Annotated in this window: 16 protein-coding genes; 3 read left to right on the plus strand and 13 right to left on the minus strand. The window is 40.9% G+C overall.

Translation table 11 applies throughout. The features are described 5' to 3' along the window. Positions 1-63 precede the first annotated feature (63 nt). Positions 64-426, plus strand: a complete 363-nt coding sequence (locus tag WC848_01140; GenBank protein MFA5961271.1) for a phage holin family protein — start codon at positions 64-66, stop codon at positions 424-426. Positions 427-486: 60 nt separating this feature from the next. On the opposite strand, the gene WC848_01145 is transcribed toward WC848_01140, so the two are convergent. Further along, positions 487-927, minus strand: a complete 441-nt coding sequence (locus WC848_01145) for a YbhB/YbcL family Raf kinase inhibitor-like protein (protein MFA5961272.1) — start codon at positions 925-927, stop codon at positions 487-489. Positions 928-1,110: 183 nt separating this feature from the next. On the opposite strand from WC848_01145, the gene WC848_01150 reads away from it, so the two are divergent. Continuing rightward, positions 1,111-1,941, plus strand: a complete 831-nt coding sequence (locus WC848_01150) for a polysaccharide lyase family 7 protein (GenBank protein ID MFA5961273.1) — start codon at positions 1,111-1,113, stop codon at positions 1,939-1,941. Between the two features lie 3 nt (positions 1,942-1,944). Here WC848_01150 and WC848_01155 read toward each other — a convergent pair whose 3' ends face one another. The 3 genes from WC848_01155 to WC848_01165 all read right to left on the minus strand — a co-directional run bounded on the left by WC848_01155 (position 1,945) and on the right by WC848_01165 (position 4,427). Beyond that, a complete protein-coding gene (locus WC848_01155; protein MFA5961274.1) occupies positions 1,945-2,556 on the minus strand; it encodes a dihydrofolate reductase family protein in 612 nt (203 codons plus the stop codon). 253 nt (positions 2,557-2,809) lie between these two features. Further along, the gene (locus WC848_01160; protein ID MFA5961275.1) at positions 2,810-3,352 is read right to left on the minus strand and encodes a histidine phosphatase family protein; all 543 of its coding nucleotides are present in this window, start codon (positions 3,350-3,352) and stop codon (positions 2,810-2,812) included. Between the two features lie 91 nt (positions 3,353-3,443). Further along, a complete protein-coding gene (locus tag WC848_01165) occupies positions 3,444-4,427 on the minus strand; it encodes an Ldh family oxidoreductase (protein ID MFA5961276.1) in 984 nt (327 codons plus the stop codon). Between the two features lie 219 nt (positions 4,428-4,646). On the opposite strand from WC848_01165, the gene WC848_01170 reads away from it, so the two are divergent. Beyond that, a complete protein-coding gene (locus tag WC848_01170; GenBank protein MFA5961277.1) occupies positions 4,647-4,862 on the plus strand; it encodes a DUF2807 domain-containing protein in 216 nt (71 codons plus the stop codon). A 246-nt stretch (positions 4,863-5,108) separates the two neighbouring features. Here WC848_01170 and WC848_01175 read toward each other — a convergent pair whose 3' ends face one another. The 9 genes from WC848_01175 to WC848_01215 form a co-directional block, all read right to left on the minus strand. After that, a complete protein-coding gene (locus tag WC848_01175; protein MFA5961278.1) occupies positions 5,109-5,732 on the minus strand; it encodes a hypothetical protein in 624 nt (207 codons plus the stop codon). Next, a complete protein-coding gene (locus WC848_01180) occupies positions 5,713-5,898 on the minus strand; it encodes a hypothetical protein (GenBank protein ID MFA5961279.1) in 186 nt (61 codons plus the stop codon). Before WC848_01180 ends, WC848_01175 begins: the two co-directional genes overlap by 20 nt. A 4-nt stretch (positions 5,899-5,902) precedes the next feature. Continuing rightward, positions 5,903-6,658 carry a TIGR04255 family protein gene (locus WC848_01185; GenBank protein ID MFA5961280.1) on the minus strand — a complete coding sequence of 252 codons (756 nt, stop codon included), beginning with the start codon at positions 6,656-6,658 and terminating at the stop codon, positions 5,903-5,905. Between the two features lie 326 nt (positions 6,659-6,984). Next, on the minus strand, positions 6,985-7,164 hold the full coding sequence (locus tag WC848_01190; GenBank protein ID MFA5961281.1) for an AbrB/MazE/SpoVT family DNA-binding domain-containing protein: 180 nt from the start codon (positions 7,162-7,164) through the stop codon (positions 6,985-6,987). A gap of 152 nt (positions 7,165-7,316) precedes the next feature. Beyond that, positions 7,317-8,372: a Fic family protein gene (locus tag WC848_01195; protein MFA5961282.1), complete on the minus strand. Its 1,056-nt coding sequence runs from the start codon at positions 8,370-8,372 to the stop codon at positions 7,317-7,319. Positions 8,373-8,730: 358 nt separating this feature from the next. Further along, positions 8,731-9,186 carry a hypothetical protein gene (locus tag WC848_01200; GenBank protein MFA5961283.1) on the minus strand — a complete coding sequence of 152 codons (456 nt, stop codon included), beginning with the start codon at positions 9,184-9,186 and terminating at the stop codon, positions 8,731-8,733. Between the two features lie 240 nt (positions 9,187-9,426). Continuing rightward, positions 9,427-10,164 carry a hypothetical protein gene (locus WC848_01205; GenBank protein MFA5961284.1) on the minus strand — a complete coding sequence of 246 codons (738 nt, stop codon included), beginning with the start codon at positions 10,162-10,164 and terminating at the stop codon, positions 9,427-9,429. Continuing rightward, positions 10,161-10,919 (minus strand): hypothetical protein, encoded by a 759-nt coding sequence (locus WC848_01210; protein ID MFA5961285.1) that lies wholly within the window; start codon positions 10,917-10,919, stop codon positions 10,161-10,163. The genes WC848_01205 and WC848_01210 overlap by 4 nt, the downstream gene beginning before the upstream one ends. Before the next feature lie 462 nt (positions 10,920-11,381). Beyond that, the gene (locus tag WC848_01215; protein ID MFA5961286.1) at positions 11,382-11,708 is read right to left on the minus strand and encodes a hypothetical protein; all 327 of its coding nucleotides are present in this window, start codon (positions 11,706-11,708) and stop codon (positions 11,382-11,384) included. Between the last annotated feature and the right edge of the window lie 461 nt (positions 11,709-12,169).

The following is a 12,169-nucleotide window of genomic DNA, read 5'->3' on the forward strand; positions in this document are numbered from 1 at the left end:
GCAAGCATTGCGCCTGGAACAATTTTGGATTATACTCGAGGCATAAATATAACCGAAAAAACTATGAAAATTATCATCCGCTGGCTACTCTCCGCCCTAGCTGTTATCATTACTGCCTACCTCTTGCCCAAGGAAGCGATCTTTGTGCAAAGTTTTTTTGTAGCGTTGGTCGTAGCGGTTGTTTTAGGATTTTTAAATAGTATCATCAGACCGATCCTTATCATCCTTACTTTACCCATCCAGATCCTGACTCTCGGCCTTTTCACTTTTATCATAAATGCCGGACTCGTCATGCTCACCAGCAGTCTCGTGAGCGGATTCTATGTGAAAAGTTTTTGGTGGGCACTGCTTTTCAGTCTCGTGCTTTCACTAGTCAATGCCATAATTAACCGCTTTGAACCAAAAGAAACTCCAGATCAAGAATAAAAAACGTCCCTTGCCACTAAAAAAAGGCCTCGCTGGCCTTTTTGTTTTTCCCCAAAAAATTTAGTGCGCGTATCGCCCGACGAGGGAAGCTTTTTCCTGGACATGCCCTTCGATGGCTGCTTCAATATCTTCTTTCGTTACCGGACCTTCCAGCTCTAGCTTTGTGTCCAGTGCATACAGCTGAAATTGATAGTGATGCGCGCCAATAGGAGGGCAAGGTCCGCCATAGCCTGCTTTTCGAAAACTGGTCAAAGCTTCGATCCCGCTGTCGGGAACGCTGTTTTCCGCGATCCGTGTGAGATACGGATCCAGATCAAATATTATCCAATGCGTCCATCCTCCGGTCACTGGCGCATCCGGATCATGCACGATAAGCGCGAGCGACTGAGCATCGGCCGGCACGCCGGAAATCTCCAACGGCGGATTGACATTCTCGCCATCGCAAGTATATTTTTTGGGAATTATGGAATTGTTCTCAAAGGCACTGCTCGTAATTCGCATATATTTAGGTTAAAAATTAGTTTGCAATAAGCTGGTATTTTTCGTCCAAAAATTCACAAAAAACCAGACAATGCTACATATATAATACGCAGACATGGAGGTCTTCGACTTCCCAAACTGAAACACTCCCTTAACGAAAAGCGTATGGTGCTATATAATAGAGGCAAGATTTAAAACAAACCTATGGATAACAAAAAATCACTAATCATTAAAATAGTTTTTGGTTTGATTCTTGTTGGAATTGTCTTTTTCGTGCTTTCTTCTTCTCGAAAAGGTCCGGTCTATAAATTGCCCTCCGTACCAAAACCGGCGCCAGTGCAACAGCCCGCTCAACCACCTGCCAAACTGATCGATCTGACGAATTGGAAATTGACTTTGCCAATCACCTCTCCGAGTGATCCGACACAGCCACTGGAAATCTTGCAACCGGAATTGGCAACCTACCAGCTACGCCCTTGGTTTCAATTGGCTCCCGATAAAAAGGGCGTGCTATTTCGAGCGCCGGTCAATGCGCCAACCACATCCAATTCCAGCTATCCCCGTTGCGAACTGCGCGAAATGACGGACAGTGGGACGCAAGAATTTTTCTGGCCTTCAACCAGCGGGACACATACCCTTTTTCTCGATGAGGCCATCACTGCTGTGCCGCAATACAAACCAGATGTAGTCGCCGGACAGATTCATGGCGACACAGACGATCTCATTGTCGTCCGGCTAGAAGGACAAAAACTCTATCTTGCTCGCAGCAAAGCCAACTTGTTTACGCTTGATGATAATTATGTCCTCGGCACACGTTTCACCATCAAATTCGTTGCCAGCAATGGCCAAGTCACTGTTTATTATAACAACAGTGCGACACCGATCTACACACTAGAGAAAAAAGTGAAGCAAGCCTATTTCAAGGTTGGTGTTTACACCCAGTCAAACTGCAAAACCGAACAATCACCAGAGCTATGCACGGCAGACAATTACGGAGAGGTGATGGTCTATCAAGCAAAAGTGACGCATGAATAAGTCTTAGCTTCCAAGTAAGCCTGTTCTGAGCTCGCCTGCCGGTTCATAGGTTGCAATAATTACTCCAGTAGAAGAAGTTTTAGAATCGACCAATTTGAATCCCTGCGGCAAAGTACCTTCGGCAAAAAGTCGCTTTCCCTTGCCGATCGTAACCGGGAAAATCCAAACGTGCATGCGATCAATAAGCCTCTCCTTCAAGATGGTCTGGATGAGATTGCCACTTCCATGGACCCACAAATCTGGTCCATCTTGCTCCTTGAGCGCTTTAAGCTTTTTCACAACGTCTTCCAATATTATCTCCGAGTTGTTCCAAGTGAGCTCGCTAGCAACGTCGGAAACGACATATTTTTTTGTGGCGTTGAATCTTTCCTTGATGGGAAAATCGCCCTCGGCGTCTGGCCAATAAGCCGCAAAAATATCATAGGTCTTTTTTCCCAAAAGCAACTCGAACGGAATCTTCATGAAACCATCCATGACATTGCCCATCCTTTCATCCCAATAATGATATGTCCATCCGCCATACTTGAAATCTTCCGAGATGTCTTCTTCCGGTCCGCCGGGAGCCTGCATAACGCCATCCAGCGTGACAAAAGTTGTCGTTATTATTTTTCGCATATTATTTGTGTTAAAAAATTAAGTCGCCACTACCCAACAAATTTTCAGTCTTTTTGGTGTGGCCTATATGAATAATACGCGCGCTAATTGCGGCTAGACGCAGAGCTAGTCGAGAACGGTTCTCGACTAGGCATGTAAATAAAAAACGCTCGTTGGGCGTTGTTGTTTTTGTTGCTCACTTGACATAACGGCTTCCAAACGTTTTTAAGTGAGAATTTTAATAAGAAGATGTGTAATTAGCCGCGCTATCTTTTTATATTAAATCGTAGTCCCATCCCGGTTGCCATGCTTTCTTTTTTCTCCAATCATCAGCGAAAGCCTGCTCCCAAGATTTTCCCCCAATCAAAACGTCTAGGGCTAATTGGGGGACTTTATGAGCAACGATAGCAATGGATTTGTTGCGATAATTTATTTTCAAATATTTGAGAAAATCACTCATTCTATTTTTCACATCCTCACAACTTTCCCCACCAGGAAATTTATCTGCAACATTTTCCTCTTGCATAGGCTCGACAATTACAGATGGTTTTGCGTTATATGCTCCATAGTTGCACTCGCGCAATCTTTCATCTCGTATTATTTCAACGGCCCCACTAAAGATTAAGTCTGCTGACTTCACCGCTCTTTTTAGATCAGAACAAAACACGACATCAAATTTTTTATCCGCTATTAGGGATTTCAATTTGATTGCCTGCTCGATACCTTTTTGGGAAAGTTCCACATCAGACCAGCCGGATGATATTTTCTTTTCATTGTCAGTTGTGGTTCCGTGCACAAAATAAGTTATTTTTAGCATAGCAATTCAAAATGATTTTAATAATATCTGCATCATATCGCAAAAGTTCAAGCTATCTTTTTTTATTAAGCTTTTGGTTGATTTTCAATCCTCACTGCTTCTCGACAAAAGCGAGCAGTTCATTCCAGATGGCATCGGCTATTTCAATCACGCCTTCTTCTTTGGCTTTCTGGCTTTTTGCGTCACCTTGTTCGCCAGGCAGATAGATTGATTGACCCGCAAGAGGTTTTGCGGCTTTCATTGATCGGACCAGCTCAGTGGAGCGTTTCATGAATTCTTCTTTGGTGGACAGAAGGCCCGGATCAATGGCCAGCACAAATGTTCCCGCGCCGTCTGATTCGTTGAAACCTGGGATGCCAGCCAGAGAGAACGGACCGCCGAGCATTTGAATGAAAAATGACAAGCCAAATCCCTTGTGTCTGGCAAAAGTGCTCACAGATCCTTGAAGCACCTCAGCCGGGTCGGTGCTCGGGTTGCCCTCTTTGTCAAAGCCAATACCTTCCGGCAACTTCTCGCCTTTGAGTTTGGCTTCCATTACTCCGAAATAGGCCATGGCGGAAGTCGCGCTGTCAAAGACAATCTCGCCACCAGTATAGGGAAAGGCATAGGAAAAAGGATTCGTGCCTAGTTTTGGTTCGGCGCTACCAGTTGGTGCGACAAAAGCGAATGCACCATTGCCGACACAGACAAATCCGATGAAACCTGCCTTGGCAATGCGTCTGGAAAAATAACCGATGGCGCCGGAAGATGTTGAAGTGTGGTTGAGTCCCACGATGCCCACTCCGTGTTTTGCAGCAAGATCAACGGCCATGTCGGTGGCTTTGGCAGTTGAAACCATTGAGTGCCCACCAGAAATCAGCGCTCCGCATTTGTTTTCAGAAACAATTCTAAATTCTTCAACAGCACTGGCTTTTGGTATCCCGCCTGTAGCAATTTTTGTTATACCTTGGTTATTACCACGCAATTGGGCATAGAGAAGCACCTCCGCGATGATTTTTGCATCATCTCCAACATAGCCCAGCTTTTTGACGCCTTCTAGCACTTTGTCTTTCAATTCTTGGGTTGCGATTTTCATAGGGTAGATTTAGAAATTAGATTACTCCTTCATTATACTATTTAGAATTTTCAATGCAACAATACTTTGCTCTCAATAGCTGATACATTTAGAAGCTGGAATCTCGCAAAGATTAAATTAGGAAATGTAATTATTGCCGCAAACAGCTTATCAAAAAGTTCAGCCAGCACTACATTGTGGCCACAGGTTCTTTTTTGAAAAGTGACGCTATGTGAGAGTGTGACGGCAATTATTAGTGACTCATCCAACCTGATGTTATCCGAGTTTTCTGTCAAGAATCTGAAAATTAGTGCTAGCGGAGCAAGCCGGGCTCGAATATGGGCAACGGAACAATTGGACGCTACAGGCAAAGATTCCAGTAAAATTTATTACCGAGGTGATCCAAAAATAATCGAAGATATTAGCGAAGCCGCGCTTTTGGCAAAAGAAGACTAGAGAAATCTATTTTCTTTTATAAAAATTTGTTTGGCAGATATGTATTTAAATACGTACTTTTATTTTGTCTCCGGAGAAGAAAAGGGGCAAATGAAAACGGCCACCCTTTCTGGTGGCCGTCCTGTGTGGCTCCCCCTGACAGATATGTTGTGCTACTTGAATATCGCTCAGTTAGAAATGGAGATGGGGTTATTCAGTCCCGCATTAGCCACATACAATTTCAAGCACGTATCCCGATAGCTAAATTTACTTATTTTTCGCATCAATCTCGTTTGAAAAAACAGGTAACCCAATTCTTGAAAGATAATTTGTAAATCTTTGTGATAATTCTTCTCTAAACAACTCACATAATGTTGAGACATAGACGTCTGGATGAACCTCGTATAGTTCATCTCTAGGAACAGTCATAAAATGTTTAAAATCTACAACCAACTCAGGAATTCCATTAGAAGCATCGCCAGCTAAATAATGATACCGCTTAAGGTCATCATTTTTCTTTAATTTTTTGACTTTTTTTTCATGTTTTAAATCATTACTCATTTTCCACTCTGCGATATGCTTTCCCTCAATAAAATCATTTATCGGATATGCAGGGCAAAGAAGAATAGTTGGTAAATATTTATCTTGCACCTCTACTTCTCCGAGCTTCTTTTTTTCCTTGTTTTTTTCTCTTTCTATGCAATCACTTTCTAAATCACAATCCTGACTAAGCACAACCACATATTTCGGGTAAAAATCTTTTATTTTAATTCCTCCATCTGTCTCTCTTTTCGAAAAACCCAAATAAATAGCGACTTCCTTTAAAATATCGCCTTGGCATACTCGTTTTCCAAACTTAAAGTATCTTTTTTTAATCTGGCTTTCGAACATAGAAACCTTTTTTAAAGCTAGTTTTTTTTATTTCATATCTTTCTTTTGTTGCTCCAAAAGTAAACCTATTATCTTTCTTGAAAACATTAAATTCTTTTTCATCCACTTTCTCATTTTTGCCTCCATGTTTACTATCGACAATGACAAAACTTGAGTATGCTTGCATATCTTTATTTATTTAAAAATTTTCTAAATTTATCAGTTATACTTTGCTCAAACAAGCTTTCAATATGATTGTGATAAATTTTTGCCCTGTCCAGAACACCTTCCTCTGAAATTTCAAACGGCAGGGTAGAATAACAGTCGAAATCCAAAATGAATTCTTTCGTGGCAATTTCATTTGGATATTCCTTATTAAAAATTCCAAAATTAAACATCAACTCACCTTTTTCTTTCTTAAAAACGAGCTGACTCATTGCTCTTGAAATTTTTTCTTTTCCTTTCATCGAAAAATCAAGCAAACCTATAAGATTTTTATCGATATAATTCTTCCAATCCAAGGGATTTTTTTCTTTCGACAGCTTTATCTCATTTATAAATCTTAGTCCTAGGCGGTTTATCGTTTTTACCTCAAAAGTATTAGTAAATTTTTCAACAAGTGTTTTTAAATCAACAAATAATTCTTCCGATGAACTATATTTATCATATTCTATAAAGGCATATTTTTCACTAACTTCGAAGCGTTTTGTTTTTTGCTTATTTTCAAAAGTATATGCCAAAAACTCATTCATTAATTTGGTTACCTCTCCACTATCAACATCAAACCGAAAGCTACCTTCTTTTCCTTTCTTCGGCTCTTGAAGTATAAATTCTTTGCTTAGTTCTTTTTTGTTAAATTCTTCAAGAGAACCAAGCTCAACTTTTTCAAAATCCAATCTAAAAATAACCTTTTCGAGACAATTTGTTTTGTAACACTTTTTTTTCATAGATTTTTTCATTTGCTTAAATTATACAGCAATTAACACAAAATTAAAAGCACCTGGCACTTAGTAATCTATTGAAGCAGATAATCAGCCCATTGGCAAGTTACTGTACAGTTACTTTACTTTTTCCCTAAAAAGACAACAATAAAGAAAAGTAGCAAAATTTTGAAAAATGTAACGAAAAAAATAACCTCCTCAGGGGATAAAAGCAATCGAGGACCGTCCTCGACTGGGAAGTTTTTTGCCCGTAGAGTGCTTTTTTGTCAATAAGCACTCTACGGGAAAAAGAGAGAGAAAGAAAAAGTGAGAAAAATGGGTCAGGCACCTTCTCATCCTTCTTTCCAATCCCTGATCAAAATCCCGCCCCGGACTTTCTTGAGGGTGACTTTCTGCTTTTCTTTCCAGTTAAGCTCCATCGCCATCTCTTTGGGAAGAGTGACCGCCAGACTGGTTTTCCCTATGCGCGTGATTTTTCTGGTGTTTTTGTCTTTGAGTTTGGTGGTAGCCATATAAGTATTGAAATATGTATTTAAATACGTACTTTTATTTTATCTCCAGAAAAGAAAAGTGGCAAATGAAAACGACTACCATTTCTGGTGGCCGTCCTCGACTAGAAAGTTATTTAAAAATGATACTATCAATTTCTTCTATTCGATCGAAATCATTTTAAGACATAGGCTGATGCGGGACCTTTGCCGACTTGCCTGATCAGCTTGATTTTTTTCAGCCTTTGCAAATGAAATTGAGCTGTTCTTTTGGGACAATTCAAAACATCCATAACATCAGTCGCCGTAATCCGGCCAAGCCTATCAGCAAAATCAAGAATTTTCATTTGATCGGCTTCCAAATAGACTTGCGAACTGATGTCATCACTAATTTTTCGCGCCGACAGCGCAGTCACTTTATTTTTGACATTATCAATTTCTTCCTTGAAGCCTAGCACGAAATATTTCAGCCATGGAGTAAAATCAACTTTTCTTTCCAGATAAGTTTTGCCGATATTGATCGCTTTGTAATAACTCGGGCGGTCTTTGTTGTAATAATCTTCCAAGGCGAACAACCGGCGAAAATCATAACCCATTTTATACAAAATCAGCGTGGCCAGCGCTCTGGCGGTGCGTCCATTGCCATCTGAGAATGGATGGATGGCCGCAATTTCTTGATGCACAATTCCAGCTACGATTACCGGATTGATGTCCGCATTTTCACTCTCGTTTATCCATTTGATGAGATCAGCGCACAGAGTCGGAACTTTTTTAGCTTCCGGACCAGCATACATAACTTCGGTGGGAAACCCCGCTTTGCGCCGAACCACGTAAACTGGACTCTTTCGATAGTGCCCTGATTGCTCTTTGGGTAAAGTTTTGTTTGTTACTAATTTATGAATTTTGAGAAGGACTTTTTCTGTAATTGCTTGTCTTTTTTGCACAATCTCTTCAATATATTTCAAGGCTTTTAGATAATTTTGCACCTCAAAAATATCTCGCTCCGGAGCATCGACTTTCTTTTTTCCTAGCAAAGCCTCAACTTCGTAGGCGTTTAGCTGGTTTCCCTCAATGGCCGTTGAACTGTGAGACATTCGCACCAGAGCCTGTCTGCGCAATTTTAGTTCATGTTTGGGCAAAATTCGGGCGCGTTCGATGGCTGACTTAGTTTGTGCAATGGAAACCAACATCCCAACAATACTGTCGGTAAGCTTATATTTTGGCAAAAACATATTTTTTTGCAGGTTATTATTACACTAACAGTATAGCATAAAAAGAATAATTGCGCAATAATCGCGCAAGATATCGCGCAAAGGTTTTATAGCAAATATGCGGAATTTAAAAAACACTTTCGAACTCAAAAAATAGATCCTACTAAAACAAAAAGAGACATTTCTGCCTCTCCTTGTCCTACTTTGCTCCCCCTGCAGGATATGTTCCGCCACTTGAATATCTCTAAAGTGGAGATGGAATTACGATTGTTCAGTTTTGTGGTATAAAAAACTTTAAATTTTACAAATTAAAAACCGGGGCTTACCCTGTTGAACGGGTATGCTCCGGCTATTCTACTATTTCGCCGTTTAAGCGTTGTTACGCTTCGGCAGGACCAGTGCCAATGTTGAAGAACTCGCCGACTGCGACAACCTTTGCGCGTCTTGCTGCAAGTTTACCGAGTTCTTCGCTTGCTTCCTGCATGGACGCATTAAGATTAACTTCATGCTGATTGATTTGCTCATGCAGGTTGGCGATGATTTTGGCGACCTTCTCAGCAAATTCATCCGCTCCTTGTTGTGTATTATCAGCATCGGAGTCAAGCATCTCGACAGCGGATGTGCATTCTTCGCCGATGCACACTCTGGCTCCGAGGACTTGTGCCGTCGCGATAATCGAAAACGGCACTGCTTTCGATCCATCGCCCTTGATCAGGCCATTGGCACGATCATAAACGGCTTCCGCCTGATAAAGCCCAAGTACCGGCTGAATGGGTTTGGGGGCGGTGGCGGGTATAGCTGTTTTTTCAAAAAGGGTGTACGATCCAATTTTCATAGCTTACTCCTTTCCTGTTTGTGGCTTAATGCCAATTGTTTATACACTCCCAATGTTGATATGGAACTCGTTTTTAGATGCATCTCTTTTTCAGAAACGCAACTGTGCAACTTAGCATATCCCTTCAGAGTTGTCAATCTTCTGGCGCAAACTATTACTTAAAAGGCTTAATGATGTTGCGCGACGCAATCTTTCTTGATTCGACTAGTCGCGCAGAAGCTGGCTACCAAAATTCTCGAATTAGATGTGATTCCAGATGCCCAATCGAGCCCGGATTTCCATAAAGGGCTTCATGGGCTTTTCCACTTCCGCCACTCTGCTTTTTGCCTCCCTTAACACATCAATAGCATCGTCGAAAAGATTTTTCACCATGAACTCGCCCAATTTAAGCTCAGGGTTTTCAAAGAATGGCATTATCGTTTCCTCGAAGCCTTCCTTTTTCAATCCGAGTAAATTAGCGTTGGTCAGTATCTGACAGCTGACCACATTCTCGTTAATTTTTGGTATATCCAGTTTTGCAGGTTGATTCGGGTGAGGTTCTTTGCGGTATACTGTAGTCACAATAATCATCACCGCTAAATCGGCCAAGACGAATAATTTCCTCTCAAAAAACTGGCCTTTTTCCTCTTTAGTTTCCAGTGTTTTCACTGGGATAAAGAGCCAGCCGTCATTGATAAAAAATGTCTTCGGCAGACTGTCGACAACTTCTTTGGGGGTGACTCTTTTTTCATTCTGCCCGCCACCTTCGAGCGGGTGATTCAGTATCGCTTCAAAAGTCATTGATTTACTGCTGATTTCCGCCACTCGGGGCAAAATCAGCTTGCTGGCTTCCAGAGAAAGCTTAACAAGAGAAAACCATTCCAGTGGATTCAATCTCCCCTTTTCCACAGTCCCTTGAGTTGCGAAATGATACGGCTCGGTAAGTTCCTGTTTTTTATCAACCATGATCAATCTCCTTCCATCTCCGTTGTGATTCATACTACCGTTAAGCGCATTACCATTTCCGATTTTTCACCCTCACTGAGAAATTTTCCATTTTCAGGATCAGCGAATGCATTCGGATGCGTCAAAATTGGCTCAACACAAAAGTATTCATCCGCATTGTCGCTCCAAAGCGTTAGCTGAGAAGCTGAATTGAAATCGCCACTTAATTCCATGCTTAGGGTTCGTTCTCCGGACTTAACCAGAATCGGGCTGTCTACAACGATTATCTCGGACTCTTTTTTGAAATCAGTCAATACGTGAGAGCCGACTCTGGCCAGACACTTCGCAATACTGTGCCTTGGTGGTTTGGAAAAATCGCTGCAGAAATAGGGATGAAACCCTGGGTTAATTGGCGCGCGAAAATATTCGCCATCGCGTAACCTTTCTATGGCAAGTTTCAACGTTAAGGAACCAGCTAGCGGATTAATCGAAATAGTTACCAGATATTTCAGTTTCCAGGGAAACTCTTTTGTGACCTCATTTTTCCCCACAAACACAACTTGGTTTGGTACGTCCCAATAAAGCTGGAGTACCTGATGCCTCAGCCAGCCATGTCGCGGAAATGAAGAAAGAGCTTCGATCGGCTTTCCGAAAAATGGAAAACAAATCGGAATGCCACCTCTGGATTTTTCACCAACCATTCTTTCTGGATAAATAAGGTTTTTACCGTGATATACGAATTCCTTCACGGTTGCGCCAGTGGATGAAATCACAGCATAAGTACTTTTGTCACCAATAGTTTTTAGCATGATTCATAATCCTCCTCTTGAAAAGTTGTTGTAGATTCTAACAAAATATCACCTTTTTAGATTATATCTAACCTCTCTTTGAGAGATAGTTTTTGTTAAAAAGCTGGATTTACTATTTAAGCATTATTGTAAAGTAAATGCAAATAATCAAATGTTTTCCAATATAAAAAGGCTTTAATAAGCCTTAAAATATACCTATGCTCCGCGACCAGGACTCGAACCTGGAACCAATTGATTACACATAATCTTTCTGTTTCCAAAAAGGGTGGACTATATCATCTCCTCATTACTAAGGAGTGAGGCGCTTCCCGTCCCGATTAATCGGGACAGTACTCTCTTGCGAGATAGTCTCTGAACCTTCCTTCACTAAAAGATTGCTTTGCAAGCCGTAGCTTTAGCGAAGGCTTGGCTGCTGATTACCATAATTCCCGCTGAGGAATATTAGGCTTCCAGCAATTCACCTCATTCTTCACTTCCAAATTTCTTTGGAAGGCTGCGTATGTTGTTATGCAACTCTCTATGACAATTCGCGCATACAAGGATGCACTTTTTAATCTCACTTTTTACTCTTTCCCAACTGCGAGTCAACCCCGCTTGAGAAACGCCAAATTCTTTTTCCGAAGAATTGGCATGGTGAAATTCCAATGCATCACTGCAACGATCATAGCCACAAAGGGCACATTTACCGCCTCCGTATTCAATCGCCATTTCTCGAAGCTTTTTGCGTCTTTTTGAAACGGCTTTTTTTATATACTCTCGGCGGTCAGCGTATTTTCGGGTTTCCTTCATGTATCAATTATACCATTTTGCACAAAGGATGTGTACCACAGTCAACTGCTCTACCATTGAGCTATCGCGGAATATTTGATTTGTAAATTACAAAACAAACTTATTCTAGCAAGGAATTTCGAATAAATCAATAGTCGGCTTTTATATGCCCTATTTTTGATAAATTTTAGGCGAAAAAGAACTAGAAAATATGTTGCTAAATTATAATTGCAGGATTATTTTTGACAATTTAGTGTTCTTTATTTGGCTAATTTAAGTCATAATTTCATATTATGCTAAAATCATATGAAAAATACTTGACAAGTTTTTGCCCATGCTCTATACTGGACTTAGTTAGTACCTTTAATAAAAAATAAGCCAGTGAGGAGCGGTTTTGAAGATTTGGCGGAATTTGATTGGGACGGGCAGAATTTTCTCCCGATACATTTCGATTGATAAATCCTTACCAATCTTCCCTCTCA

The organism is Parcubacteria group bacterium (assembly GCA_041659505.1).
Taxonomy (GTDB): domain Bacteria; phylum Patescibacteriota; class Minisyncoccia; order Moranbacterales; family UBA2206; genus UBA9630.

Bases quoted from the DNA above. Each gene is read 5' to 3' on its own strand.
- WC848_01145 (MFA5961272.1), bottom strand. From the start codon at position 927: ATGCGAATTACGAGCAGTGCCTTTGAGAACAATTCCATAATTCCCAAA.
- WC848_01150 (MFA5961273.1), top strand. From the start codon at position 1,111: ATGGATAACAAAAAATCACTAATCATTAAAATAGTTTTTGGTTTGATT.
- WC848_01195 (MFA5961282.1), bottom strand. From the start codon at position 8,372: ATGTTTTTGCCAAAATATAAGCTTACCGACAGTATTGTTGGGATGTTG.
- WC848_01210 (MFA5961285.1), bottom strand. From the start codon at position 10,919: ATGCTAAAAACTATTGGTGACAAAAGTACTTATGCTGTGATTTCATCC.
- WC848_01185 (MFA5961280.1), bottom strand. From the start codon at position 6,658: ATGAAAAAAAAGTGTTACAAAACAAATTGTCTCGAAAAGGTTATTTTT.
- WC848_01200 (MFA5961283.1), bottom strand. From the start codon at position 9,186: ATGAAAATTGGATCGTACACCCTTTTTGAAAAAACAGCTATACCCGCC.
- WC848_01205 (MFA5961284.1), bottom strand. From the start codon at position 10,164: ATGAATCACAACGGAGATGGAAGGAGATTGATCATGGTTGATAAAAAA.
- WC848_01155 (MFA5961274.1), bottom strand. From the start codon at position 2,556: ATGCGAAAAATAATAACGACAACTTTTGTCACGCTGGATGGCGTTATG.
- WC848_01175 (MFA5961278.1), bottom strand. From the start codon at position 5,732: ATGTTCGAAAGCCAGATTAAAAAAAGATACTTTAAGTTTGGAAAACGA.
- WC848_01165 (MFA5961276.1), bottom strand. From the start codon at position 4,427: ATGAAAATCGCAACCCAAGAATTGAAAGACAAAGTGCTAGAAGGCGTC.
- WC848_01190 (MFA5961281.1), bottom strand. From the start codon at position 7,164: ATGGCTACCACCAAACTCAAAGACAAAAACACCAGAAAAATCACGCGC.
- WC848_01160 (MFA5961275.1), bottom strand. From the start codon at position 3,352: ATGCTAAAAATAACTTATTTTGTGCACGGAACCACAACTGACAATGAA.
- WC848_01180 (MFA5961279.1), bottom strand. From the start codon at position 5,898: ATGCAAGCATACTCAAGTTTTGTCATTGTCGATAGTAAACATGGAGGC.
- WC848_01140 (MFA5961271.1), top strand. From the start codon at position 64: ATGAAAATTATCATCCGCTGGCTACTCTCCGCCCTAGCTGTTATCATT.
- WC848_01215 (MFA5961286.1), bottom strand. From the start codon at position 11,708: ATGAAGGAAACCCGAAAATACGCTGACCGCCGAGAGTATATAAAAAAA.